The 24,205-nt window shown below is 59.8% G+C and carries 20 protein-coding genes, 1 other RNA gene and 1 pseudogene; 17 read left to right on the top strand and 5 right to left on the bottom strand.

What is annotated here, in order from left to right; all coding sequences use genetic code 11:
• Window positions 1-74: 74 nt before the first annotated feature.
• Window positions 75-476, bottom strand: coding sequence for a hypothetical protein (locus ACRX4W_RS04365; RefSeq protein ID WP_241154580.1), 402 nt, complete (start codon window positions 474-476; stop codon window positions 75-77).
• On the opposite strand from ACRX4W_RS04365, the gene ACRX4W_RS04360 reads away from it, so the two are divergent.
• On the top strand, window positions 453-2,699 hold the full coding sequence (locus ACRX4W_RS04360) for a PTS transporter subunit EIIC (protein WP_432299379.1): 2,247 nt from the start codon (window positions 453-455) through the stop codon (window positions 2,697-2,699). The two genes, ACRX4W_RS04365 and ACRX4W_RS04360, sit on opposite strands and share 24 nt — an antisense overlap.
• 174 nt (window positions 2,700-2,873) lie before the next feature.
• Window positions 2,874-3,587: a DeoR/GlpR family DNA-binding transcription regulator gene (locus ACRX4W_RS04355; RefSeq protein WP_369832477.1), complete on the top strand. Its 714-nt coding sequence runs from the start codon at window positions 2,874-2,876 to the stop codon at window positions 3,585-3,587.
• A gap of 87 nt (window positions 3,588-3,674) precedes the next feature.
• On the opposite strand, the gene ACRX4W_RS04350 is transcribed toward ACRX4W_RS04355, so the two are convergent.
• Window positions 3,675-4,433: an HAD family hydrolase gene (locus ACRX4W_RS04350; RefSeq protein ID WP_432299377.1), complete on the bottom strand. Its 759-nt coding sequence runs from the start codon at window positions 4,431-4,433 to the stop codon at window positions 3,675-3,677.
• Between the two features lie 315 nt (window positions 4,434-4,748).
• Here ACRX4W_RS04350 and rpsA point away from each other — a divergent pair, with 315 nt between their 5' ends.
• The 3 genes from rpsA to ACRX4W_RS04335 all read left to right on the top strand — a co-directional run bounded on the left by rpsA (window position 4,749) and on the right by ACRX4W_RS04335 (window position 7,450).
• Window positions 4,749-5,915 (top strand): 30S ribosomal protein S1, encoded by a 1,167-nt coding sequence (rpsA, locus tag ACRX4W_RS04345; protein WP_432299375.1) that lies wholly within the window; start codon window positions 4,749-4,751, stop codon window positions 5,913-5,915.
• Between the two features lie 323 nt (window positions 5,916-6,238).
• An RNA gene (rnpB, locus tag ACRX4W_RS04340) (RNase P RNA component class A) lies at window positions 6,239-6,600 on the top strand.
• A 211-nt stretch (window positions 6,601-6,811) separates the two neighbouring features.
• Window positions 6,812-7,450 (top strand): YigZ family protein, encoded by a 639-nt coding sequence (locus tag ACRX4W_RS04335; RefSeq protein ID WP_432299374.1) that lies wholly within the window; start codon window positions 6,812-6,814, stop codon window positions 7,448-7,450.
• A 67-nt stretch (window positions 7,451-7,517) separates the two neighbouring features.
• On the opposite strand, the gene ACRX4W_RS04330 is transcribed toward ACRX4W_RS04335, so the two are convergent.
• Complete coding sequence (locus tag ACRX4W_RS04330; protein WP_118226798.1) at window positions 7,518-7,964, bottom strand: C-GCAxxG-C-C family protein; 447 nt, start codon at window positions 7,962-7,964, stop codon at window positions 7,518-7,520.
• A gap of 247 nt (window positions 7,965-8,211) precedes the next feature.
• Between ACRX4W_RS04330 and ACRX4W_RS04325 the strand changes: the two genes are divergently transcribed.
• The 4 genes and pseudogenes from ACRX4W_RS04325 to ACRX4W_RS04310 form a co-directional block, all read left to right on the top strand.
• Complete coding sequence (locus ACRX4W_RS04325; RefSeq protein ID WP_195535369.1) at window positions 8,212-9,495, top strand: O-acetylhomoserine aminocarboxypropyltransferase/cysteine synthase family protein; 1,284 nt, start codon at window positions 8,212-8,214, stop codon at window positions 9,493-9,495.
• A gap of 141 nt (window positions 9,496-9,636) precedes the next feature.
• Window positions 9,637-10,941 (top strand): MFS transporter, encoded by a 1,305-nt coding sequence (locus tag ACRX4W_RS04320; protein ID WP_432299371.1) that lies wholly within the window; start codon window positions 9,637-9,639, stop codon window positions 10,939-10,941.
• Between the two features lie 157 nt (window positions 10,942-11,098).
• A complete protein-coding gene (locus ACRX4W_RS04315) occupies window positions 11,099-11,677 on the top strand; it encodes a xanthine phosphoribosyltransferase (protein WP_117790618.1) in 579 nt (192 codons plus the stop codon).
• Between the two features lie 169 nt (window positions 11,678-11,846).
• Window positions 11,847-12,158 (top strand): annotated as a pseudogene (locus tag ACRX4W_RS04310) (peptide chain release factor-like protein); the annotation flags it as partial.
• Between the two features lie 87 nt (window positions 12,159-12,245).
• Here ACRX4W_RS04310 and ACRX4W_RS04305 read toward each other — a convergent pair.
• Entirely contained in the window at window positions 12,246-13,208 is a 963-nt protein-coding gene (locus tag ACRX4W_RS04305) for a diacylglycerol/lipid kinase family protein (protein ID WP_432299369.1), read from the bottom strand.
• Between the two features lie 87 nt (window positions 13,209-13,295).
• Entirely contained in the window at window positions 13,296-14,717 is a 1,422-nt protein-coding gene (locus tag ACRX4W_RS04300; protein ID WP_432299367.1) for a chloride channel protein, read from the bottom strand.
• 211 nt (window positions 14,718-14,928) lie between these two features.
• Here ACRX4W_RS04300 and ACRX4W_RS04295 point away from each other — a divergent pair, with 211 nt between their 5' ends.
• The 8 genes from ACRX4W_RS04295 to ACRX4W_RS04260 all read left to right on the top strand — a co-directional run bounded on the left by ACRX4W_RS04295 (window position 14,929) and on the right by ACRX4W_RS04260 (window position 24,191).
• Window positions 14,929-16,191: a molybdopterin molybdotransferase MoeA gene (locus ACRX4W_RS04295; RefSeq protein ID WP_432299365.1), complete on the top strand. Its 1,263-nt coding sequence runs from the start codon at window positions 14,929-14,931 to the stop codon at window positions 16,189-16,191.
• 10 nt (window positions 16,192-16,201) lie between these two features.
• Entirely contained in the window at window positions 16,202-16,681 is a 480-nt protein-coding gene (locus tag ACRX4W_RS04290; protein WP_195535375.1) for a MogA/MoaB family molybdenum cofactor biosynthesis protein, read from the top strand.
• A 204-nt stretch (window positions 16,682-16,885) separates the two neighbouring features.
• Window positions 16,886-17,758, top strand: coding sequence for a molybdate ABC transporter substrate-binding protein (gene modA, locus ACRX4W_RS04285; RefSeq protein WP_432299362.1), 873 nt, complete (start codon window positions 16,886-16,888; stop codon window positions 17,756-17,758).
• Window positions 17,759-17,826: 68 nt separating this feature from the next.
• The gene (modB, locus tag ACRX4W_RS04280) at window positions 17,827-19,269 is read left to right on the top strand and encodes a molybdate ABC transporter permease subunit (protein WP_432299360.1); all 1,443 of its coding nucleotides are present in this window, start codon (window positions 17,827-17,829) and stop codon (window positions 19,267-19,269) included.
• 3 nt (window positions 19,270-19,272) lie between these two features.
• Window positions 19,273-20,343 (top strand): sulfate/molybdate ABC transporter ATP-binding protein, encoded by a 1,071-nt coding sequence (locus ACRX4W_RS04275; protein WP_432299358.1) that lies wholly within the window; start codon window positions 19,273-19,275, stop codon window positions 20,341-20,343.
• A 430-nt stretch (window positions 20,344-20,773) separates the two neighbouring features.
• Complete coding sequence (locus ACRX4W_RS04270) at window positions 20,774-22,057, top strand: double-cubane-cluster-containing anaerobic reductase (RefSeq protein WP_432299356.1); 1,284 nt, start codon at window positions 20,774-20,776, stop codon at window positions 22,055-22,057.
• Window positions 22,058-22,212: 155 nt separating this feature from the next.
• Complete coding sequence (locus ACRX4W_RS04265) at window positions 22,213-23,376, top strand: double-cubane-cluster-containing anaerobic reductase (protein WP_432299355.1); 1,164 nt, start codon at window positions 22,213-22,215, stop codon at window positions 23,374-23,376.
• A 50-nt stretch (window positions 23,377-23,426) separates the two neighbouring features.
• The gene (locus ACRX4W_RS04260) at window positions 23,427-24,191 is read left to right on the top strand and encodes an acyl-CoA dehydratase activase (protein WP_432299353.1); all 765 of its coding nucleotides are present in this window, start codon (window positions 23,427-23,429) and stop codon (window positions 24,189-24,191) included.
• The last annotated feature ends 14 nt before the right edge of the window (window positions 24,192-24,205 follow it).

Raw genomic sequence — 24,205 nt, 5'->3', positions numbered from 1 at the left:
GTTGAGTGCCCGGCCGGCATTGTCGGTCTTGGTTGAAGATGAAGCTACCAGAGAAACGGCGTCTCTTGCCGGAATCAACGATGGTTTTCGCCTTGTCGTCCCGCAGGGTCGTTTCCCTTCTTGGGAAGGAGCCCCTCGATATGCTCGAGCCGCTCCTCATGGGCCACGTGCGCCGCGCGCTCCTCGGCGGCGAAAGCGGGGTCTTCGGGCGTGACGGTCTCATCTCGCTGAGTCTTGGGATTGTAGTGGTGACGCAGTACTGGCTCAAACAGGTGCAGGCGCGCGGCGAATAGCGCCGAGCACGCGAACAGCAAGAGGAAGATCACCACGCGGGCTCCCACGGGGACCTGGTTGATCACCATGGCGCCGAGGGAGAGCAGTAGACACCATGCGTAGATGAGCAGGACCGCCTGGCGCTGGTCGTAGCCCTCCTGGATCAGGCGATGGTGGATGTGGCCCTTGTCGGCCTCACCCATGTGGACCTTAATTACCCTGAGCACGTGGTGGGCATCCCCGCCGAGGAGATGAAGGCCAAGCTCGACGCACACGACCTTAAGCTCAACGGCACGGCTCTTCGCTTTCGCAGCGATTTTATCAATGGGGACCTGGGCAACCAGGATCCCGCGCTCGCTGGAGAGGCGCTTAAGCTCTGCTATGAGGCCTGCGATTACTGTCGCACCTGCGGCGGCGATACCGTGACGATCTGGCTCGGCCACGATGGCTTCGACTACAGCTTCCAGATCGACTACACCCACGTGTTTGACAACCTCGTTAAGGCGTTCCAGGCGGTCTGCGACTATGCGCCCGACCTGCATATCTTCATCGAGTACAAGCCCTATGAGGAGCGCAGCTACGCCTATATCGATACGATGGGCCTCACCGGCATGATCCTCAACGCGGCGGACCGCGAGAATCTGGGTGTCACGCTCGATTACTGTCACATGCTCATGAAGCACGAGAACCCCGCGATGGCTACCGATATCTTCGGCCGTGCCGGCAAGCTCTACGGCATTCACCTCAACGATGGTTACGGCGTGATGGACGACGGACTCATGATTGGCATGGCTACGCCTGTCAAGATGCTCGAAATGCTCTTCTATCTCAAGAAGTACGCCTTTGACCGCGCCGTCTACTTCGATACGTTCCCGATTATCGAGGATGCGGAAGGGGAGTGCGCTCATAACCTCGTTATGATGAAGCTTATGAATGACGCCCTGGAAAGCGTGGGCCAGGAAAAGATTCAGTCCGTGATCGATGCAAACGATGCGCTTGCAGCGGCCGCGCTCGTGCGCGAGCCCTTCTGCACGATGGGGGGTAATCATTATATGAAACGCGATTGGGAAGCTACTGCCAAGGGCATTCTTGCCGCCGTGGGCGGCCCCGAGAACATCTCGGGCATGACGCACTGCGCCACTCGTCTTCGCCTGAACCTACGCGACGATTCCAAGTGTGACGACGCGGCCGTCAAGGAGGTCGACGGCGTGGTCAACACCGTCAACTCGGCCGGCCAGTATCAAGTGCTGATCGGCACCGAGGTGCCCAAGCTCTATGAGAAGTTCGAGCCGCTCGTCAAGGGCTCGGGCGCCGAGGTCTCCACGAGCACCTCCTCCGATGAGGGTATCGTCTCCAGGATCTTCTCTGCTATCTCGGGCGTCTTTGCTCCGCTGCTGCCCGCCATGGCCGGCTCCGGTATCCTCCGTGGCCTGCTAATCCTTGCGGTTCAGCTTGGCCTTATCACCGAGGGCACGGGTACCTACACCATCCTCTACACCCTCTCGATGAGCGTGTTCTACTTCCTGCCGGTGCTTCTAGGCTTCTCCTCGGGCAAACGCTTCGGTGCGAGCCCGTACCTGTCGGCTCTGATCTGCGCCTGTTTGCTCTATCCCGATTTTATCGGCTTGATGGGCGATGCGGGCAACGGCGCCATGAGCGAGTTCTTCGGCATCCCCGTGGTGCTCATGAGCTACAACTCCACCGTTATCCCGGCCATCATCGCCATCTGGGTTTACTCGTTCCTCTATAAGTTCCTGGATGAGCATGTGCCCGAGACTCTCAGGCTCGTCGTGCTCCCCGCGGTCTCGCTGATCATCATGGTTCCCGCCACTATGCTCGTGATTGGTCCCTTGGGCGTCTATGCCGGCGAGGGCATTGCCTTCGTGGTCAACTGGCTCATCGCCCGCTCCAACGTACTTGCTGGCATCCTGGTGGGCGGCGGCTGGTCCGTGCTCGTCTCGATGGGTATTCACTGGGCCGTCAACCCTATCATGATCAACAACATCGCTTCCAACGGCTTCGACTACATTTGCCCGGCCACCTTTGCCTGCAACTTTGCCGTTATCGGCTGCGCCCTCGGCGTCTTCCTCAAGGCCCGCGACCAGAAGCTCAAGAGCTTTGCTATGACCGGCGCCGTGACCATCTGCCTCTCTGCCATCATCGAGCCCACGCTCTTTGGCATGCTCCTCAAGAATAAGAAGCTCTTCCTGGCTCAGATTATCGGCGGTGCCTGCGGTGGCGCGTTCCTCGGCGTTTTCAAGGTTGTCACCACTGCCTTTGTCTTTGGCTCCGTCACCACGTTCCCGGCCTTCGTCTCCTCCGATCCGATGAACTTCGCCTTCGCCATGATCGGTATGGTTATCTCGGCTGTTGTCGTCGGCGTGCTCGGCTACATCTTCACCGGTAAGGACGATCAGCTCGCCTAGTCTTGCTTTGAGGCCCCACACCATGTGTCCAAGGCTAAGACCGACTTCCATCTAATAAAGGGTCGCTGTTTATATCGCAGCGGCCCTTTTTTGCTTTTGATTGACATGATTGGAGTAAACTTTGAAAACAGATGAAAAGGACGGAACGCCGATGATTCCGTATGAGCGCATGAACTGATTCTCAATAAGCTTAAGGAGGTCGATCTGCTCAAGATCGACGAGCTCGCGGCCTTTATGCCCGATGTGTCGATGTCTACGCTTCGCCGTGACCTCAAAGAACTTGAGAAGCGGGGGAGCATCGAGTATCTGACCGGCGGCGCGGTTAAGTTGCATTCCGCGGCTCACGAGGCGAGCGTTTTTGAGAAGGGTGCGCAGCGGAGCAGCGAGAAGGACCTGATCGCGCGTTGTGCGGCGGCGGAGGTCGAGGACGGTGAGACGGTCTATGTCGACTCCGGTACCACCGCGATGGCGCTCCTGAGCCTGCTCGTCGACAAGCCGGTGACTATCTACACCACCAACGGCTATGCATGTTGGTTTACGGGCGAGCTTGCTGCTAAGGTGGTGGTAATTGGCGGCGACTTCAACCCCGTTACCTGCTCGCTCACCGGTCCTATGGTTGAGAGCGCGCTGCGCGAGCTGTACTTTGACCGGGCGTTTATAGGTGTCAACGCGGTGGACGAGGACCGCGGCATCATGACGCCAGGTTATCCCGAGGCTATCAAAAAACGTATCGTGATGCAGAATTCCCAGGCGAGTTACGTGCTCGCCGATAGCTCCAAGTTCCACGTGTTTTCAAATGTAAAGGTGTGCGACCTGGAGGGCTTTACTGTTATTTCCGACAAGCGCGACGCCAAAATCGGCGAACGCGTCAAAATGATCACGGCCTAGGACACTGGGGCATCGCATCTTGCCCTCAAGCCGTTGCCCACGTAACGAAGCGTGAGGCAAACGTGCGCCCCATTCCTGATTTGGGGACTAGCTTAGTTCGTCGGCTACTTGGTGCTCGTAGAAGGCTTCGACTACGGCGTTAAAGTCGCGGGCGAAGTCTTCCATGGTTCCGCGCCAGGTGGCGAGTCCCGGCTTTCCCTGGCCAACATAGGCAGTTTGGATACCGCAGGCGGGACTGGGGAAGTCGCGCTTGGGGTCGTTGCCTACCATAAGGACCTCGTGCGGCTCGAGCCCCATTGCCTGCAACTGCTCGAGGTAATAGGTGGCATCGGGCTTGCAGCGGGTGGCATTTCCCATGTGCGTCACGAGCTCAAAGGGGGCGTCGGCCAGGTCGCCCCAGCCCATACGGCACTCAATAGCCCCCTGGGGAAAGCTGGGGTTGGTGAAGAGTGCACAGCGCAGCCCTGCGTCCTGTACGGCCTGGAGTGCGGCGTGTGCGCCCGGCATGGCATGGGCGTTGATGACGTCGTCATTCTTGTACGGAAGAATCTCACGGTCGTAGTAGGTAAACGCCTCGTAGATGAGGGGGTCGGAGAGGCATATGCCACACCTGCGCTCGACCTCGGTCTGGTAAAACTCAAGATTGGTGCGATTGTCCGCACCGCTGCGGCGATTGGCGTTGAGATCGACTAGGATAGTGCCCAGGCGCGCCATCGTACCGCCGCGGCTGCGACGTCCGATGTTCGCGAGCATCGACGATACATCCTTAAAATAGCGAAGGATGAATGCGTTGAGGTTGATGCTAAGAAGCGTCTCGTCCATATCGAAAACGACTGCTTTGAGCACGCGGGCGCCTTTCTCGAAAAATCGTTCCAGAATCGTATGTCTGGGATACTTTACCCCAAAGCCGTATATCTAACTGTTTATCGTCAACTTGTGGAGACAGCCGTCCATAAGATTGCGAAAAAGTCTCCATACGGGTAAAAAATCGCAGTTCACGCTTGAAATCGAAGTGATTTCCCCGTAACCTATACGAACGTGATTGCATAAGCGTCACATTAGTATCTGTCGGCTCCCGAGTGTTCCTAAACGTTGTGTGCTTGTCGCACCCTTCTGTAGGTCCTAGCAATCGGGGCCCCGTAGTTCGAAAGGGGTCCACCTTTGAGTGAGATTCAGAACTCGTCCATTTTCTCTCTTGACGATGTCAACGAGGAGGAGATGAACAACCTCATCGACGGTACGATTACCGACTTTGATGAGGGCGATCTCGTTAACGGCACTGTCGTTAAGATCGAGCATGACGAGGTGCTCGTTGACATCGGATTCAAGTCCGAGGGCGTTATCCCGGTCCGCGAGCTGTCCATCCGCAAGGACGCTAACCCTGCAGACATCGTTGCACTCGGTGATCCCATCGAGGCCCTGGTTCTCCAGAAGGAGGACAAGGACGGTCGTCTGGTCCTGTCCAAGAAGCGTGCCGAGTACGAGCGTGCTTGGAACCGCATCGAGGAGAAGTTCAACTCCGGCGAGAACGTCGAGGGCGAGGTTATCGAGGTTGTCAAGGGCGGCCTCATCCTCGACATCGGCCTGCGTGGCTTCCTGCCCGCTTCCCTCGTCGACCTCCGTCGCGTCAAGGACCTCACCTCCTACATGGGCACCCGCATCGAGGCCCGCGTCATCGAGATGGACCGCAACCGCAACAACGTCGTCCTCTCCCGTCGCGTCGTGCTCGAGGAGTCCCGTAAGGCCGAGCGCTCCGAGATCCTGTCCAAGCTCAAGCCTGGCATGCGTCTCCAGGGCACCGTTTCCTCCATCGTCGACTTCGGCGCCTTCGTCGACCTCGGCGGTATCGACGGCCTCATCCACATCTCCGAGCTTTCCTGGAACCACGTCAACCATCCTTCCGAGGTTGTCAAGGTCGGCCAGGAGGTCGAGGTCGAGGTTCTCGACGTCGATCTCAACCGCGAGCGCATCTCCCTGGGTCTCAAGCAGACCACCGAGGATCCGTGGCGCGCACTGGTCAAGAAGTACCCCGTCGGCGCTATCGTCGAGGGCACTGTGACCAAGCTTGTCCCGTTCGGCGCTTTCGTCGACCTGGGCGAGGGCATCGAGGGCCTGGTGCACATCTCCGAGATGGCCAACAAGCACGTGGACCAGCCTTCTCAGGTCACCCACGTTGGCGACAAGGTTCAGGTCAAGGTCATGGAGATCGACCTCGACCGTCGTCGTATCTCCCTGTCCATGAAGTCTGCTGCTGAGACTCTGGGCGTCGAGATCGAGGTTACCCCGCTGCCTTCCGAGAAGAAGGACGAGGAGACCGACGCCGAGTAAATCGGTTTGACGATCACTTGTTTTAAGGGATCCGTCCGTAATGGACGGGTCCCTTTTTGCATTTGGCACCGAGATGCGCAATGCTGCCGGGCTGTCCACAGGCTATTGGATTGTCGGTGCATGAAAAAAGCCGACATCCCGCCTCGGGGAGGAGGCGGGAACACACCGAGTAGACGGAGGGGTGCGGAGCGCGGTCGCGTCTCGACTGACGACGTTGCCCATCGACAGGATCATTGTAACGCATGGCGGTTCTTGGTTTATCGTGTCGAGCGTTTGCGTTGTGCCATTGCCTGCGGTAACGGTGTGTTACACTCTTGCACTGCTGAGTGGGCCAGACGGTCGCGCGATGTGCTGCTTGCAGTACGCGTGAGGAAAGTCCGGGCTCCAGAGGGCGGGATGCCGGCTAACGGCCGGGCGGAGTGATCCGACGGAAAGCGCCGCAGAAAAGAAGACTCCCACCTGCGCCGCAAGGCGTAAAGGGAAAAGCTGAAACGGTGGTGTAAGAGACCACCAGCGTCGTGGCAACACGGCGGCTTGGCAAGCCCCATCCGGAGCAAGCGCGAATAGGAACGCTATGGGCCGGCCCGGTCCGCGTTCGGGTAGCGTGCGTGGAGCTGCATGGTAACGTGCAGACAAGATAAATGACCGTTCACGACAGAACCCGGCTTATCGGCCCACTCAGCTTTTTTGTTGACGCTGCGAACCCGTCAGCGCGGCAATCTGCCTTTCAAGCCTTCGGGCATGACCATAAGGTCAATGCCCTCGGCTTTCAAGGCACCTTGCTCGCGCTGACGGGTTCTCGCTTTCGTTGACGGAATCATCGGCGTTGTCATTCTTTTTACTAGGGTTATCGTATTATTGAGGCTGTTTGTTGCTTTGCTTGTTGTTGAGGGGCTTTGTTGGACAGCTTTTTTACTCTGCAATCGAATATTGAGGCTTCGGGCGAGTTTGTGGACCGCAAGAGCAGGTTTATTGCCCAGCTGGTCCATATTGAGTCCGAGGACGAGGCGAATGCCTTTATCGAGATGGTTCGCAAGCGTCATTACGACGCTCGACACAATGTTTCCGCGTGGATTTTGGTCGATGGACGCGAGCGCCAGAGCGATGATGGTGAGCCGAGCCACACGAGCGGTATGCCGACGCTCGAGGTGTTGCGCGGTGCGGAGCTCAAAAATGTTTGCTGCGTAGTGACGCGCTATTTTGGCGGCACGCTGTTGGGGCCGGGCGGCCTGGTTCGCGCCTATACTGCGGCGACGCAAGCGGCGGTGGCCGCGGCTCAGGAGGCCGGGCAGATCGTCGAGATGACGAGTGTCGTGCCTGTTGACGTGCATGTGGCCTATCCGCAGTATGAGCAGGTGCTTCGCTTGGCCCAGGATTCCGGTGCCAAGGTTTCGGATACCGAGTACGCGGATGCCGTGACACTTCATTTGGTGTTTAAGGCGGGGGAGCAGGGGTCGTTTTGCGCTAAGATGCGCGAGCTTATGGCGGGGCGCGAGGAGATTGAGGTCAGCACTCCCGAATTTGCCGAGTTCTAACGGCGACGGTCGGCGTGCTTTTGGACGGATCCCAAGCACACCGACCGTCGTTTTATGTCGCTGCCGTTTACTCGGCGAGCTGCTTTAGTACATCACAGGCGATTTCGACGGCATCGTCGATGCAACCGGGACAGCTGCGGAGCGGACCCTTGTCCGATCCGATGCCCTTGAGCGTGCCGCAGACGGTCGTCGTGTTCTTCTCGCCAAAGCGCTTGGCAATCTCGCGCGACAGTTTGTAGGTCTGGCCCTTGGTCTTGGGGTTTTCCATGCCATCGCTCATTACAAAGCTCATGATGGCCACGGCGCCCGAGATGGCACCGCAAGTTTCGGTCATGCCGCCCATGCCGGCGCCAAAGCCCTCGGTGAGGGTAAAGGCGACCTGGGGGTCGAGCCCGACGGCGGGCGCGAGCGTGCAGGCGACGGCCTGCGCGCAGTTAAAGCCGCGGGCGTGGTATTCGGCAGCCTGAGCCTGGCAGGTGGCAGTGTTGAGCTGAGTGGTATCAATCTGCTTCATCGGTGTCTCCTTGATTGCGGTGTACCCGCCTATGGTACCCTTGCTGGCGCATTCGCTTATCGAGACCGCAGTGCATATCTCATTGTTTTTCGCCATCGAACACTTTCTTAAGATTTGGGACAAATAAACCTGATTAATTTGTCCCAATTAATTTGTCCCATAACCTATCGGCGGGATGGGTTGAGAGGGGTGCGGGGTAGCGGTATTGTGAACCGAATAAAACAAAACCCAAGTAAGGGAGTTGGATATGTGCGAGCAGACTATCGGTACCACGTGCGTTCAGGGCGGCTATCATCCGGGCGATGCGGAGCCGCGCCAGGTGCCCATCTACCAGTCCACCACGTGGAAGTACGACACGTCCGAGCACATGGGCAAGCTGTTTGACCTAGAGGAGTCGGGCTACTTCTACAGCCGTTTGCAGAACCCCACGTGCGATCTGGTTGCCGCCAAGATCTGCGAGATGGAGGGCGGCACCGCTGCGATGCTCACGAGCTCGGGCATGGCTGCGAATTTCCTCGCGATCTTTAACGTGGTCGGTGCCGGCGATCATGTGGTCGCGAGCTCTGCCATTTACGGCGGTACGTATAACCTGCTCGCCCACACCATGGGCCGCATGGGCGTGACCTGCACGTTCGTCGCCCCCGACTGCACAGATGAGGAGCTCGAGGCAGCCTTTGAGCCCAATACCAAGCTCGTCTTTGGCGAGACGATCGCAAACCCCGCCCTTGCCGTGCTCGATATTGAGCGCTTTGCCAAGGCCGCGCATGACCACGGCGTGCCGCTGATGGTCGACAACACCTTCCCGACGCCCGTGATGTGCCGTCCCTTCGAGTGGGGCGCCGACATCGTTACGCACTCCACCACCAAGTACATGGATGGACATGCTGCCTACCTGGGCGGCGTGATCGTTGACCACGGCCAGTTTGACTGGATGGCCCATGCGGATAAGTTCCCGGGTCTCACCACGCCCGACGAGAGCTACCACGGCGTGACGTATGCCGAGAAGTTCGGTCGCGAGGGTGCCTTCATTACCAAGGCCACCGCGCAGCTCATGCGCGACCTCGGCCCCATGCAGAACCCGCAGGCGGCCTTCTTCCTGAACAGCTCGCTCGAGAGCCTGCATGTACGCATGCCGCGTCATTGTGAGAACGGCCTGGCCGTTGCCAAGTTCCTGCAGAGCCATCCCAAGGTACGCTTCGTGAGCTATCCGGGCCTGGAGGGCGATAAGTACTATGACATCGCTCAGAAGTACATGCCCAACGGTACCTGCGGCGTTGTGAGCTTTGGCTTTAACGGTGGTCGCGCGGCGGCCGAGACCTTTATGAAGAGCCTCAAGCTCGCCCAGATCGCCACGCACGTGGCCGACGCCCGCACTTGCTGCCTGCATCCCGCTAATGCCACGCATCGCCAGATGAACGATGAGGAGCTCATCGCCTGTGGCATCTCCGCCGACATGGTGCGCCTGTCGTGCGGCCTCGAGGATACGGCCGATCTGATTGCCGACCTTGAGCAGGCACTCGAGCAGTGCTAGGCTAGCGTTCGCATAAGGCGCCGATGCTGGCAGAAAGCTTCGGCGACCTTTCGTTCCGATTCCGTAGGCGGGACCCCAATCGCGACTGTTTGTAGGCGATTGGGGCCCCGTTTTTGCGTTGCGCCACTCGAAAGGATGGATATGGAGAAAACCGCAGAGCAGCTGCGCCGCGAGCACATTGCCCTTGAGGGCGAAACCCATGGCAAGAACAAATGGGCGATTCTGTTTACCGTGCTCATCATGACGTTTATGTCGTGTCTGGATTCGACCGTCGTGACCGTGGCGTTGCCCGTGATGCAAAAGGAGCTGGGCGTGGGCCTCGACCGCATCCAGCTGGTGAGCTCGGTGTACCTGCTTGCGACATGCGTGGCTATGCTGCCGTTTGGCCGCTTGGGCGACGTGCGCGGCAAGGTGGGCGTATTCCAGCTGGGCGTCATCGTTTTTACGGCCGGCTCGCTGCTTTGCGGCCTTTCGAGTTCGCTCGAAGTTCTTATTCTGGCACGCATTGTGCAGGGCGTCGGCTGCGCGGCGGCCATGGCTAACAACATGGGTATCATCACCGAGTCGTTTCCGGCGCGCGAGCGCGGTCGTGCCATGGGTATTCTCGCGACCTTCGTGGCCCTCGGCATGATGTGTGGCCCCGTGCTGGGCGGCATGCTGGTGGCAAGCTTTCCCTGGGAGAGCATCTTCCTCATCAACCTGCCCATTGGCGTCATCTCGTTTATCGTGGGGCTCTATACGCTGCCGCATGTTAAGCCGGAGGCTGGCGAGCGCCCCATGTCCCTGATCGAGGCTGCTCGTCGCTGCTTTGCAAATTCGGCCTTCACCATCAACCTCGCCTGCATGCTCATCGTGTTCGTTGGTATTGGCGCATCAGAGTTTATCCTGCCGTTCTATTTTCAGGACGCCCACGGCTTTGGTTCCGACATCTCTGGACTACTCTTTTTGGCGTTGCCGATGGTGAATGCCTTTATCGGCCCGCTTTCGGGTACGGTTTCGGACCGTGTTGGCTGCGAGGGCCCTACGGCGGTCGGCCTAGGCGTGTACGTATGCGGTCTCTTTGCGGTAAGCACGCTCGACGAGCACTCTTCTATCCCTGTGATCGTGTGTTGCGTCGCGTTTATGTCGTGTGGCACGTCGATTTTCCAGAGTCCCAACAACTCGCTGTACATGGGTTCGGCCCCGCGCGAGGCGCTCGGTTTTGCGGGCAGCCTGGGTAGTCTGGCGCGCTATGCGGGTATGGCAGTGGGCATTACAGCGGCGTCGCATATCCTGTATGGGCAGATGAGCGTGGCGATGGGTGAGGCCGTGACCAGTATTGTTGCAGGCCGTCCGGATGTGTTCCTGTTTGGTTTTCGTTCGGTGTTCTATGTGTTGATGGCTGTGGCCGCTGTGGGCTTTGCGTTCGCCATGGTGCGTTTTGTGAGGATGCGCGCCCGCCATTAGCGTGTTGGGAGGCTGTCTGCCACGATTCGCGCCGTCTCAAAAAGACTCGTTTGTGGTGCGATGCGGCTTGTGGGGCGGGCGGGGGTCGGTCCGTGGTAGACTATCGAACAACGTTTATTAATCGCGCGGTATCGTTGCCGCGAGAAGGGGTTGCGCCATGCAGGAGCTTGAGGATCGTATTCGCCATGACGGCATCGTAAAGGCCGGTAACGTCCTTAAGGTTGATGCCTTCCTCAACCACCAGTGCGACGTTGAGCTGTTCGACCACATGGGCGCCGAGTGGGCCCGTCTGTTCAAGGATGTCGAGATCAACAAGATCCTGACGATTGAGGCTTCGGGCATTGGTATGGCTTGCATCGCGGCTCAGCATTTTGGCGGCGTGCCGGTGGTTTTTGCCAAGAAGGCACAGTCCATCAACCTCGACGGCGAGCAGTATGCCACGACCATCTACTCCTTTACCAAGCAGAAGGAGTACCCGGTCATCGTCGGCAAGCGCTTCCTGTCCGAGGGCGACAAGGTCCTGATTATCGACGACTTCCTGGCCAACGGCTGCGCACTCGAGGGCCTTATCAAGATCTGCGAGGCTGCGGGTGCCGAGGTTGCCGGCATTGGCATCGCGGTGGAGAAGGGCTTCCAAGGCGGTGGCGATAAGCTCCGCGAGCGCGGCTTCCGCGTCGAGAGCCTGGCCCGTATCGCCGATATGGACTGCGACACCGGCGAGATCACCTTCGCTTAAGCGCGTAACACAAGCGATTGGTATGCGATGTGACAAAGGGACTTTCCCTTTGTCACATTTTTTGTATGAGGGGAGGTTTTGTATGAGGGGAGGTGTTGATATGGATGAGAACAAGATGGGATGGCGCGAGTATGCGCGCTATGCCGAGATGTCGGTCGAGAGGTTGGCACGCGACTGCGAGGTTCAGGTGTTTCGCGCGACAGGTCCGGGCGGACAGGGCGTGAACACGACGGACTCGGCGGTGCGTATGAAGCATGGGCCCACGGGGATTGTTGTGACGGCGCGCGAGAGCCGTAGTCAGTTTCAGAATCGCGCGAGCTGCCTGCGTAAGCTGCGCGCAGAGCTTGAGCGTCGTGGCCGTCCGCCGCGCCGTCGCGTCAAGACCAAAGTGCCCCAGCGATCGCGCCAGCGCAGGCTCAACGACAAGCACTTCAATGCGATTAAAAAGGCTAACCGTCGCAAGCCGGGCGGGGAGGAATGATCTTCTCAATAAGTTGCGGTGAAATAGGGGCTGTTTCGCGGCTTTAACTGCATAAACAGTCCCTATTTCACCGCAACTTAGGTGGGGTTAGCGGGTTGGGTGCCAGACTTGGAGGGCGCCGGGTAGGATGTCCACCTCGATGCGCGAGGCGATAATGGGCTCGCCGTCGGCCTGGATGGGGTAGTTGGGCTCCTCAAAGGTAAGCTCAGCATGGCGACAGCGGCGCATGCGAACCGGTGGCAGCTTGGTGTGGTGGCCGTCTTTGGCCGAAAGGAACATAGGTAGGGCTACCGCGCGAGGGACGGGGCCGCAGGCGTAGCAGACGTCGAATATACCGTCACAGGGGTCGGCGTCGGGACAGATGCGATAACCCGATCCATAGGTAGGGCCCAGCTGAATCGCCATGATGATCGCCCTCACGCGCTCGGCAGGCGTCCCGTCAAAGCTGACTGTCATGGGGTAGTTGCGATAGCGTAGGCCAAACTGCTCAAGTCCCGAGAGGGTGTAGAGCGGCGCGCCTGTCAAGCCGGTCTTTTTGCGCAGCTCGGTGGTGCCCAGGCCAATAGCGGCATCGATGCCGACCGAGAGCGTCTGGTCGTAGTACTCAACGGTAGCCTCGCCGCTGCCGCTTGCAGGGCTCCACGAGCGAATGCGCCCGACGTCCTGACGCTGCAGCTCGCAGGTGAGCAGCGCGCCAAAATCCTTGCCGGAGAAATCGTCGATGTCGAGCGTCTGGGCAAAATCGTTGCCGGAGCCCACGGGCAGGACGGCAAGAGCGGGGCGGGCGTCCTCCTCTTGCGTCATAAGCCCGTTGACGACCTCGTGGATCATGCCATCGCCGCCAAGGGCGATAACGGTGCGATAGCCCTGAGCCTGTGCGGCAAGTCCCTTGGCATGTCCCATGCGCTCGGTTAGCATCAGGTCAAACTGGGATGCGCGTGCAGTCATGTCCAAAAAGCGCTGCAGGCGCTCGGCAACTTCATGCGCCGCACCCGACTGGGCGGCTGGGTTGGCGATGATGAGCGTGCGACCAAAATCAGTTGCGTGCATGGGGTGACTCCCGGCGTATGACGTGACGGTGCGGTCGCGCTCAGGTCGAATTGCCCCCGATTGTGGCTGCACGGCGAATATTTACGTCTACTCTATCAGGTCGTTGTGGCGCTCGATAGCATCCGCTACCGTACCGCCCTCATCCACAATAAGCGAACGGCGCTTGGGTGAGATGATGCGCTGGGCGGGGTACACGCCGCGGTGTCCGCCGGTTAGGTAGCTGATAAAGGCCACGATGACAAAGAACCCGGCGGCCGTGCCGTGGAACAGGTCGATGGCCATCATGCAGGTGGTGATGGGCACGTTGAGGCCGGCGCAGAACACGCCGAGCATGCCGAGAGCCGCCAGAAAACTGGGGTCAAGCCCGGTAAGGCAACCGATCCAGCCACCGAGTGCCGCACCGATGCCAAACAGGGGCGTGACCTCGCCGCCTTGGAAGCCCGCGCCCAGGGTAAGCGCTGTGACGACCAACTTGATGGCTGCGTCCGCCAGGGTGGTGTTGCCTGCAAATCCGGCGCCGGAAAGCCACGTGGAAAGGCCGGCGTAGTTCCAGGCGTCGAGGAGGGCATAGGCGGCCAAAACCACGAGTGCGCCTATGAGTGCGCGGACGAGGTAATTGGTGATAAAGCGACTGTACAGGCTTTTGACGGTTCGAACCGACCACGCAAAGAGGCGTGCCGTCAGGCCGAAGATAATGGCGCTGATAACAACGATGACAACCGTCCGTGGTGTCATGTTGGGAACGCTGGCGATGACATTCGCCTCGTACTCGGTTCCCAAGGCAAGCGACGTAAAGTAGCCGGTAAACGAGGCGACCAGGCAGTAGATGCCCGCGGTGTAGTCGATCTTGCCGATAAAGCACATCTCCATGCCAAAGAAAGCTCCAGCAAGGGGCGAACCGAATACGGCGCCAAAGGCCGACGAGATGCCGGCGAGCATGAGGTCGTGGTGGTCATGCTTTTTGAGGTGGGCGAGGCTCGAGATGTTGCTGGCGATGGTGCCGCCAATCTGCACCGCGGCTCCCTCGCGACCGGCCGATCCACCCGTTAGGTGCGTGAGCGTGGAGCAGACGAAGGTGAGGACGGCCATGCGCATATGGATGAGGCGTGTGCCCAGAGCGGAGTCGATGACCAGGTTGTTGCCTCGTTTGGCAGCAAGGCCGTGGTTTTTGTACACCCATGCGGTGGCAATGCCCACAACGGGAAGCAATGCGTAGACCCACGCGTGGTGCTCGCGATAGTCGGTCGCGATATTCAGCGAGGCCAAAAACGCCCAAGCGGCAACGCCCATGGCGAGCGAGACGATGACGACGAGCGCGAGCAACTTGGCGCTCGCGAGTAGGTTGCGGGCGTTGCGGCGCGTGTCGGCAGCCAAGAGATGCTCGGAGCGGGTGAGCTGTTGCCTGCCTGCCATGATGACGTCATTAAGGGAGAAAAAGCCGCCGTCGTCGAGCGACTGGGAATGATCCTGCGCCTCGTTTGCGCTTTCGGGTTTGTCGTTATGAGCCATACGTTCCTCTTTTAGGTTGCAACACGAGCATTATAGAACGTGCCATACGTGACAAACCGGCAGGTTGGTTTTGGTTTTGTTTCGCGGCTTGCGGCCGACAGATGTATTCGCGGCCGCGGGCCAGGTCTTGAGCAGGCGGCGAGGGATTATACTGAGATAAACATAAAGAATCGGCGCTTTTGTTGCGCGCCGCAGCATGCTAGAGGTGCATATGGCTGAGAAACTCATTCCGTTGGAGGACGCACAGGCGATCGTCTTGTCGCACGTGAATCGCACCGAAGTTGTCGAGATTCCCGTGTGGCAGGCCGTCGGTCTTCCCTTGGCCGAGGACGCGGTGGCCGATATCGACATCTCGCCGTTTTCCAACAGCGCTATGGACGGATATGCCGTGCGCTCGTCGGACTTGGCGCAGGCATCTGGCGAGGCGCCGGTGACGCTCGACGTTATCGGACACGAGGCCGCGGGCCATGTGTTTGAGGGCGCAATCGGCGCGGGTGAGACGGTCCGCATCATGACGGGCGCGCCGGTACCCGAAGGTGCCGATGCCGTGGTGAAGTACGAGATCGTCGATGTGCTCGATGGCGACGGCAACGAGGGCTCGCGTGTGAGGTTCTCGGCGCCTGCCAAGGTGGGGGAGAACGTTCGCTCTGCCGCCGAGGAGGCGCATGCCGGCGATATCGTGATGCGTGTCGGCGAGGTTGTGGCACCGGCGGGCGCCGGCTTGCTGGCGAGCGCCGGGTATGCGAGCGTGAAGGTGCATGCCGCTCCGCGCGTGGGCATTATCTCGCTGGGGACGGAACTGGTCACGCCGAGTAAGGTACCGGCGCGCGGTCAGATTCGCGATTCCAACTCGTCGGCGTTGATGGCCGAGGCGCTCGATGCAGGAGCCGAGCCCGTGTTCTACGGCATTGCGCCCGATGATGAGCAGGCGATTGCCGAGCTGGTGCATCGTGCCGTGCAGGAGTGCGATTTTGTCATTACGAGCGGTGGCGCCTCGGCGGGCGATTACGATTTCGTGACGGCGCTCGTCCGGCGCGAGGGCGAGGTGCTGTTTGACCGCATTTCGATGCGTCCGGGCAAGGCCATCACGTTTGGCTTGCTCGGCGGCAAGCCGTATCTGGGGCTTTCGGGCAATCCCGCGGCGGCGTATGTGGGCTTTGAGATGCTCGCGCGCCCGGCGATTCGCAAGATGCGCGGTTTTGCCGAGGGGGCGCGTCCCGTGCAGCAGGCGACGCTCACGCACGGCGTGAAAAAGCGACAGCATCGCCGCTTCTTCGATCGCGCCACGGTTTTGCGCGACTCCGAGACCGGTGAGCTGTTGGTGACCGAGGCCAAGACGCAGAATTCGGCGTTGCTCGGCACGATGCAGCGGGCCAACTGCCTGTTGCGTATTGACGAAGGTCCGTGCGAGCTCAAGGCGGGCGACGTCGTGGACGTTGTTCGCGTCGACCTGCCCGAGGGCGCCGTGTTGTAGGAGGAATGCTATGGAGCTGAAGATATCGATCGTGACGTGCTCGGATACGCGCGATCTAGCCCAGGACGAGGCTGGAGCCGCACTCGAGGAACTTATCGAGGCGCAGGGCTGGACGGTCGTCTCACATGTGGTCGTGCGCGACGACGTCAGCGAGATCGGTGATGCTATTGTGGAAGCCGCCGATGAGTGCCACGCCAATGTCGTGCTCACCTGCGGCGGCACGGGGCTTTCGATGCGCGATGTGACGCCCGAGGCGACGCGTGCCGTCTGCGATCGCGAGGTGCCGGGTATTGCCGAGGCGATCCGTGCGTACTCGATGACCAAGACGCGCCGCGCCATGCTCTCGCGCGCTATTTGCATGCAACGAGGTCATACACTTGTCGTAAACTTTCCCGGTTCTACGAAGGCCGCTCGCGAAAGCTGGGAGGCCATAGCGGACCAGCTGGAGCATGCGGCTCAGATGACAGCGGGCGGCGGACATACCAACTAAGCGATTTACCTGCGGCGGAGCGACCTGAACGGCTGCTCCGCTTTTTATTTGCGCCCAAGAGGACGGCATTCTGTAGGCATGCCTGAAACTATATTCTCAGAAGAGAATAATTTCTCATAATCATTATTCGCACCGAAGTATAATCTAATTACAGAATAAAGCCCGCGGTCGGGTACCCGGGCACAAGGTCCGAAAGGGTTGAATATGTTCGATATGGTTTCTCGCCGCGGATTCGTCTCGCTTTCTGCTGTCGCCGCTGCCGGCCTTGGCCTTGCCGGCTGCTCCGGCAACAAGACGTCTGGGCCGACTGGCTCCGATGCAGGTTCTGCTAGGGCATCTTCCAAGAAAGCTGTCGAGCTGCAGGTCTTTGCCGCCAACTCGCTCGAGAAGGCTCTGCCCAAGGTCCAGGAGCTCTACACCGAGCAGTTCGGCGCCACATTTGCAGACACGCAGTTTAAGGCTTCTGGCGACCTCGTTGAGCAGATGCGTGCCGGCGCCACGGTCGACGTGCTTATCACCGCTTCCAAGGGCACCATGGATGACGCCGAGGCCGCCGAGCTCGTCGATGCCGGCACACGTGAGGATATGTTCGTCAACGACCTTGTGATCATTCGTGCTGAGGGTTCCGACACCAAGATCGAGGCCATCGCCGACGTCGCGAATCTGGACGGCAAGATCGCCATTGGCGACGCCAAGACCGTCCCCGCTGGCAAGTACGCCAACCAGGCACTGGCTTCTGTGGGCCTCTACACCGGTACCGAGGGCGACGACGGCGAGTATGCTCCCGAGATCGCCGACAAGGTAGCGCTGGCCGACAAAGTTGGTACCGCTGCGGCCTACGTCTCTACGGGCGACTGCGTGGCAGGTTTTGTCTGCAGCTCTGATATCTTCCGCTATGACGGCATCGAGGAGGCCTTCGTGTGCCCCGAGGACTCGCATAAGCCCATCGTGTATCCGGGTGCCGTTGCCGAGATCTCCGAGCATGCCGACGAGGCCAAGGCGTTCATCGACTTCTGCCTGTCCAGCAAGTCCGCCCAGAAGATTTGGGCTAAGTACGGCTTTGAGCTTTCCGCGTAGTGCGGCTTGGCGCGATAATTCCATCGTTTTGTGTTTCACTCCGTCCTTGTATTCGCTTGGAGCTTTTCGTGCTTAATAGATTTCGCATGCTTGTCGCCTGTGCTTTGACCTTCGCGCTTTGCTGGGTGCCGGGATTTGCGCTTGCTGGGGACGCTGAGGACGGGGCCCAGGTTGCTGCGACCACTCATGGGCTTTCCTATGGGATCGAGGGTTTTGAGCGGTTGGCCAAGGGGACCACTCGTGCCATGGAGGGCCAGCCTGAGGGCTACCGGTTTCCCGTTGACGAGGACGTGGACCTTGTAGTGGCGCCTGCTGCCGATCGCGTTGTGGTGTGGATATCGCCCAAGGCGGTCGAGAAGTATGGATTGGATCCGCAGGACAACGAGTGCGTATCGGGTCTCAAGGCCCTCGTCTGTAAGCTCGACAGCGCAAACTCCATGGGAGGTGCGCAGCTAGGGGACGTGGATCTTCCTTGGTATGTCACGGCGGAAACAACGTTTGATACCGGCGGGTATACCTATGGCTTTGACGAGCGCGGTGCGGATGGGGACCGCTATGTGGTGATTGCATCAGCCTCGGGTGATGCCAAGGGCGGCGCGCGTTGGCTTGATAGCGCTCAAATGGTAGAAGCATCGTCTGTCGTGTTGCGGGATGAGCAGGGGCCCTTGGCCTCTCTGGCCTCCTTTTTGGGCGACATCGACTATCGCCCGTTTTGGGTGTCCATTAAAACGAGCGGCCTTGCCCTGCTGATCTCCTTTGCGCTGGGCCTGTTCGCCGCGTGGAAGACTATGGGTACCTCGAGTCGCATCAAGGGCCTGCTCGATTCGGTCTTTACGATTCCTATGGTGCTGCCGCCCACGGTCTGCGGCTTTCTGCTCCTCATGCTGTTTGGCCGCTCGACCGGGGTGGGCCAGTGGCTCATCGAGCGCGGCATCTCGATCGTCTTTACCTGGCCCGCGGCGGTCATTTCGGCCGTCGTTGTGTCGTTTCCGCTGGTCTACCGCACGGCGCTCGGAGCCTTCGAGAGCCTCGACACGCAGATGCTCGATGCCGCGCGAACCTTGGGATGGTCCGAACGTCGCATCTTTGCCAAGCTCATGATGCCGCTCGGCTGGCCCTCAATCGCGGCGGGCACGGTGCTCGCCTTCGCTCGCGCGATGGGCGAGTTTGGCTGCACCCTGTTCTTTGCGGGCAACTACGCCGGCATTACCCAGACCATCCCCATCGCCATCTATTTTGAGTGGATGGGCGGCAATACGTCGGTGGCCCTCTTTTGGGTCGCCGTCGTGATCGTGTTCAGTTTCCTGGTCATTCTGTTCATCAATATGTACACGGCGCATTCGCAAAAGTACCGCGAGCGCGGCCTGTCCCGCGCGGAGCGCAAGCAGATCAAGCAGCTGGGCGACCAGACCGATTCGCTCGACCCAGTCGGCGGCGATGCGCTGCGTATCGATCGCGAGGCGCTGGCCGAGCTCATGCGCGATGACACGGTCGCAAAGGGAGGTCGTTAAGCTATGTCGTTCGTTTTGGATATTAAGAAACGTTATCCCGGGTTTGTTCTCGACATGCAGCTTGAGGCCGGCGAGGAGTGCGTGGCGCTGCTCGGCGCCTCCGGATGCGGCAAGAGCTGCACCTTGCGCTGTATTGCCGGCGTGGAGACGCCCGACGAGGGCAAGATCGTCGCCAACGGCGTAACCTTCTTTGACTCGGTGGCGGGCATCAATCTGTCGCCCCAGGAGCGCAAATGCGCCCTGCTGTTCCAAAACTATCAGTTGTTTCCCAACATGACGGTGGCCGATAACGTATGCGCCGGTGTAAAGGACGCGGGCGACGCCGCCGCGCGCAAAAAGCTTGCAGAGCACTATCTGGGCATTTTCGGTCTGGCTGATTTTGCCGACCGCTATCCCGCGCGACTCTCGGGCGGCCAGCAACAACGCGTGGCGCTTGCGCGCATGGTGGCGGCGCATCCAGGCATTTTTATGTTCGACGAGCCCATGAGTGCGCTCGATTCCTATCTTAAGAGCGCGCTCGAGCAGAACATGCTCGACCTGTTCGATGTGTGCAACCGCACCGTGCTCTACGTGAGCCACGACATCGACGAAGCGTGTCGCCTGTGCCAGCGCATCTGCGTGATGCATAACGGGCATGTGGAGGAGATCGGCTCCGTCGAAGATGTAGTCCGCCGGCCGCAAACCTTGGCCGCGCTGCGCTTGACGGGCTGCAAGAACACAAGCCGGGCGCGCAAGATCGGACCCCAGGAGGTCGAGGCCCTCGATTGGGGCATGACCTTTAATGTAGGTCGTGAGGTGCCCGACGACGTGGCGTACCTGGGCATTCGCGCGAGCTACTTCCATGTTGACAATCGCGCCGAGCGGGGCCGCAACAGCTATGATTTGCACGTGGCCCGTGTGAGCGATTCGCGCTTTGAGCGGCTGGTGCTGCTGGACGCGCCGCGTGCCGATGCGCTCACGCGTCTGCAGTGGAAGGTCAACAAAGTGGGCATGCCTGTCGATGAGCTGCCGCAAGCAGGCGAGACGCTGCGCATGCATTTTGATGCCAGCAGGATCCATTTGGTTTGTCGATAGCGCCGGGTAGTGCCGTCGGGGGATATAAGCCTCGGCGGCTTTGTTTTGCCGTTTGTCGAATGAGGAATGACAAATTCTTATCAATTAAGATAATTATTTATTAATCGACGGCACACGACACTGTCGTACGAATGTCAACGGTGTTCGCATGGTCGATGACCGTTGATATAGTTGACCTTATCTTGTAAAGGAGGGTGCGCACATGCCGCAGACGACATACATTCGCCGCGTTGCCGCGCGTGCCCTATATATGGCTCGGAGTCGCATATGAGCAGGTATGTTCACGGCTCCGGGAGAGACGACGCACAACTAAATAATCGACCGCAAAGCAGGTTCCCTAAAATTCCGGGTTTGAGCACGGCCGGGCTATCGCCGTCCGTCGTGCATCGATACCGTTGTTATCCGTTTTTGGTTCGAGAGGGGAACCGTCATGGCTGAAGAATTTGATTTCCATCCGATGTGGGAGAGCCTCGGCATGAATCTTGCCGACCACGATATGCTGCTGGGTGCCGTGGGCCAGATGTACGGGGACATGTTCCTGTCACAGAACAACCGCCCTAAGTCAACGTCCTACCTGGACTTTGTAGCCACCAACATCCATAGCGGCCGTATTAAGGAGATGCTCGACAAGAAGGAGGCCGGCGAGGCCACCAAAATCGTGGGCTCGTTCTGCGTGTACGTGCCCGAGGAGATCGTGCTTGCCTGTGACGGCATTCCCGTTGGTCTGTGCTCGGGTGCCGATTGGGCAACGGACAAGGTTGAGGAGCACTTGCCGCGCAACACTTGTCCGCTTATCAAGAGCTTTGCCGGCTTTAAGCTGGGTGAGGTCTGCCCCTACATCGAGTCGAGTGACTTGGTGGTAGGCGAGAACACCTGCGATGGCAAGAAGAAGGCCTACGAGTTTTTTGCCACGCAAAAGAACATGTACGTCATGGATATTCCCAACGTGCACGACGAGTCGACGCTCGTGACCTGGAAGGCCGAGGTTAAAAAGCTCGCCGCCACGATTGAGGAAGAGTGCGGCGTCACGATTACGCCAGAGCGTCTGAAGGCCGCCATCCACGCCGTCAATGAGAAGCGCCGCGCCCTGCAGCGCCTCGCTGCCACGCGCGCTGCCGACCCTGCGCCCATCAGCGGTCTCGACAGCCTACTGACCGTTCAGGCCGCCTTTATGGACGACACGCCGCGTCTGACCGGAGCTATTAACGATATGGCGGCTGAGTGCGAGCAGCGTGTCGAGGTCGGCGAGGGCGTGGCGCCCAAGGGGACCAAGCGCATCCTGTACACCGGCACGCCCATGGCCGTGCCCAACTGGAAGCTGTTCAACCTCATCGAGAAAGCCGGCGGCGTTGTGGTAGGAGAGGAGTCCTGCACGGGTTCGCGCTATTACAAGGACCTGGTCGACGAGTCCGGCGAGACGGTCGACGAGATGCTCGACGCCATCGCCGAGCGCTACTTTAAGATCAACTGCGCTGTCTTTACGCCCAACGACCAGCGTATGAAGGACATTGTCCAGATGGCCAAGGACCTGCATGCCGACGGCATTGTCGACGTGGCCCTGCAGTTCTGCACGCTCTACGAGATGGAGTCGTTTGCCGTGGAGAAGGCCGCCGAGGAAGCCGGCATTCCGTTTATGCACATCACGACCGACTACGCCGGCGAGGACGCAGGCCAACTGCAAACCAGGATCGAGGCTTTCTTGGAAACCATTTAGGATTATCCGTCCCGGTGGCTTCCCCAGGCACCCGATCTTGCCGTTCAAACCGTCGCTTGCGTACCAGAAGTACGTGGCGCTCCTCTTTCACGGCAACCTCGGGCACCTGGGAAAGCCGTTTCCTTGGTTGGTTAAAAGGTTTGTTAAGGAGTTATATGTCGGAATATATTGAGCAGCCGTTGCCGTCCACGTTTGAGGAGTTCAACGAGCAGCGCAAGGCGGCGTTTATTCGCGTCAAGGATTATAAGCAGGCGGGTAATCGCCTGGTCGGCTTTTTGTGCAGCTATACGCCGCTCGAGATTATCGATGCCGCGGGGGCTGCGAGCGTGGCTCTGTGCGGTACGTCCGATGAGGTGATTCCCGAGGCCGAGATGGTGCTGCCGGCAAACCTGTGCCCGCTCATCAAGTCGACCTACGGTTTTGCCTACTCGCAAAAGTGCCCGTTTACGTACTTTAGCGACATGATCATCGGCGAGACCACCTGCGACGGCAAGAAGAAGATGTACGAGCTGCTCAACGAGCTCAAGCGCACGCACATTCTGCATCTTCCGCAGGGTCGCGATCGTGCCTACGAGCGTGAAGGCTGGTACGAGGAGTGCCGCTTGCTCAAGGAGGAGCTCGAGGGCTTCTACGGCATCACGATTACCGACGATGACCTGCGCGCTGCCGTCCGTCGCCGCAACCGCTTGCGTGCGGCCCAGCTCGAGATGTTTGCACTGCAGGCTAACCAGCCGGCGGCCATGAGCGGCGTCGACCTGATGAGCACCATGTTTGCCGGTACGTTCAGCTTTGATATCGAGGCCTATACGCAGCAGCTGGAGCAAAAGGTTGGCAAGCTGCGCGAGGCCTATGACGCGGGCGAGCGCCCGGTTGCGGCAGATGCCAAGCGCATTCTGATCACCGGCTGCCCGGTGGGCGGCGTGATCAACAAGATAGGCCGTACTATCGAGTCCAACGGCGGTGTGGTCGTGTGCATGGACGACTGCTCGGGCGAGCGCACGGCGGCCATGATGATCGACCCGGAGGCTCCCGATATCCTGCGCGCCATCGCCGACCGCTACCTGGATATCAACTGCTCGGTCATGACGCCCAACGACGGTCGTATGGAAAACACGCTGGCCATGTGCGAGAAGTATCATGTCGATGGCGTGGTAGAGAGCGTGCTGCAGGCCTGCCACACCTTTAACGTGGAGAGTGCGCGCATGCAGGAGGCTGTCGAGGATGCGGGTATTCCGTATATGAAGATCGAGACCGACTACAGCAACGGTGACATGGGCCAGATCGAGACGCGCATCGCCGCCTTCATCGAAACCCTGTAGGACAAATGCGGCAAAGGGATAGCTGCTTTGCCGCATAGAAGGAGGATGCCGTGGTTGGCATTGGTATCGACATAGGCTCGACGGCCGCGAAGGCTGCGGTGGTGGAGACGGACAGCGCCATTGCGTTGACCTGCGTCATGCCGACGGGGTATTCGTCGGTCGATGCGGCCGAGCGCCTACGCGGTGAACTTGCCGCAGCCGGCTATGACGTGACGGGCGACGATGTTCGCGTGGTCGCGACTGGCTACGGCCGTGTCGCGGTGCCCTATGCCAACAAGGTGGTGACCGAGATCACCTGCCATGGTGCCGGTGCGGTCCGCCTGTTTGGCGAGCAGGGCACGGTGATCGACGTGGGCGGCCAGGATACCAAGGTCATCCAGCTCAAGGGCGGTCGCGTGGCCAAGTTCGCCATGAACGACAAGTGCGCCGCCGGCACGGGGCGTTTTCTGGAGATCATGGCCGACCGCTTGGGCATTACCCAGCAGCAGATGGCAGACCTCGCCCGCACCGGCGAGCCTACCAAGATTTCCAGCATGTGCACGGTGTTTGCCGAAAGCGAGGTTATCAGCCTGATCGGTCGCGGTGAGCCGCGCGAGAACATTGCGCGTGGCGTGATCGACAGCGTGGTCTCGCGCGTGGCGACCATGGCCGGACAGGCCGCGGGCGCCCCGTACTACCTGACCGGTGGCCTGTGCGAGAACGCCTTCGTGGTGGAGCGGTTGGGCGAGCTACTGGGGTCGCCGGTGACCACCTCGCCCCAGGCTCGCTTTGCCGGAGCGATCGGCGCGGCGATTCGCGCACAGGCGCTCAATTAATGCATCCGCCTTGG

The sequence above is a fragment of the Collinsella aerofaciens genome (assembly GCF_964283865.1).
Lineage (GTDB): Bacteria > Actinomycetota > Coriobacteriia > Coriobacteriales > Coriobacteriaceae > Collinsella.
The sequence above is the reverse complement of the archived record's forward strand: the minus strand, read 5'-3'. Positions and strand labels throughout refer to the sequence as shown.

Coding starts and splice junctions, on each gene's coding strand:
- modA (WP_432299362.1), top strand. CDS start 16,886: ATGTTCGATATGGTTTCTCGCCGCGGATTCGTCTCGCTTTCTGCTGTC.
- ACRX4W_RS04315 (WP_117790618.1), top strand. CDS start 11,099: ATGCAGGAGCTTGAGGATCGTATTCGCCATGACGGCATCGTAAAGGCC.
- ACRX4W_RS04305 (WP_432299369.1), bottom strand. CDS start 13,208: ATGCACGCAACTGATTTTGGTCGCACGCTCATCATCGCCAACCCAGCC.
- ACRX4W_RS04300 (WP_432299367.1), bottom strand. CDS start 14,717: ATGGCTCATAACGACAAACCCGAAAGCGCAAACGAGGCGCAGGATCAT.
- ACRX4W_RS04265 (WP_432299355.1), top strand. CDS start 22,213: ATGTCGGAATATATTGAGCAGCCGTTGCCGTCCACGTTTGAGGAGTTC.
- ACRX4W_RS04325 (WP_195535369.1), top strand. CDS start 8,212: ATGTGCGAGCAGACTATCGGTACCACGTGCGTTCAGGGCGGCTATCAT.
- ACRX4W_RS04295 (WP_432299365.1), top strand. CDS start 14,929: ATGGCTGAGAAACTCATTCCGTTGGAGGACGCACAGGCGATCGTCTTG.
- ACRX4W_RS04290 (WP_195535375.1), top strand. CDS start 16,202: ATGGAGCTGAAGATATCGATCGTGACGTGCTCGGATACGCGCGATCTA.
- ACRX4W_RS04365 (WP_241154580.1), bottom strand. CDS start 476: ATGGGTGAGGCCGACAAGGGCCACATCCACCATCGCCTGATCCAGGAG.
- ACRX4W_RS04270 (WP_432299356.1), top strand. CDS start 20,774: ATGGCTGAAGAATTTGATTTCCATCCGATGTGGGAGAGCCTCGGCATG.
- ACRX4W_RS04320 (WP_432299371.1), top strand. CDS start 9,637: ATGGAGAAAACCGCAGAGCAGCTGCGCCGCGAGCACATTGCCCTTGAG.
- ACRX4W_RS04275 (WP_432299358.1), top strand. CDS start 19,273: ATGTCGTTCGTTTTGGATATTAAGAAACGTTATCCCGGGTTTGTTCTC.
- ACRX4W_RS04330 (WP_118226798.1), bottom strand. CDS start 7,964: ATGAAGCAGATTGATACCACTCAGCTCAACACTGCCACCTGCCAGGCT.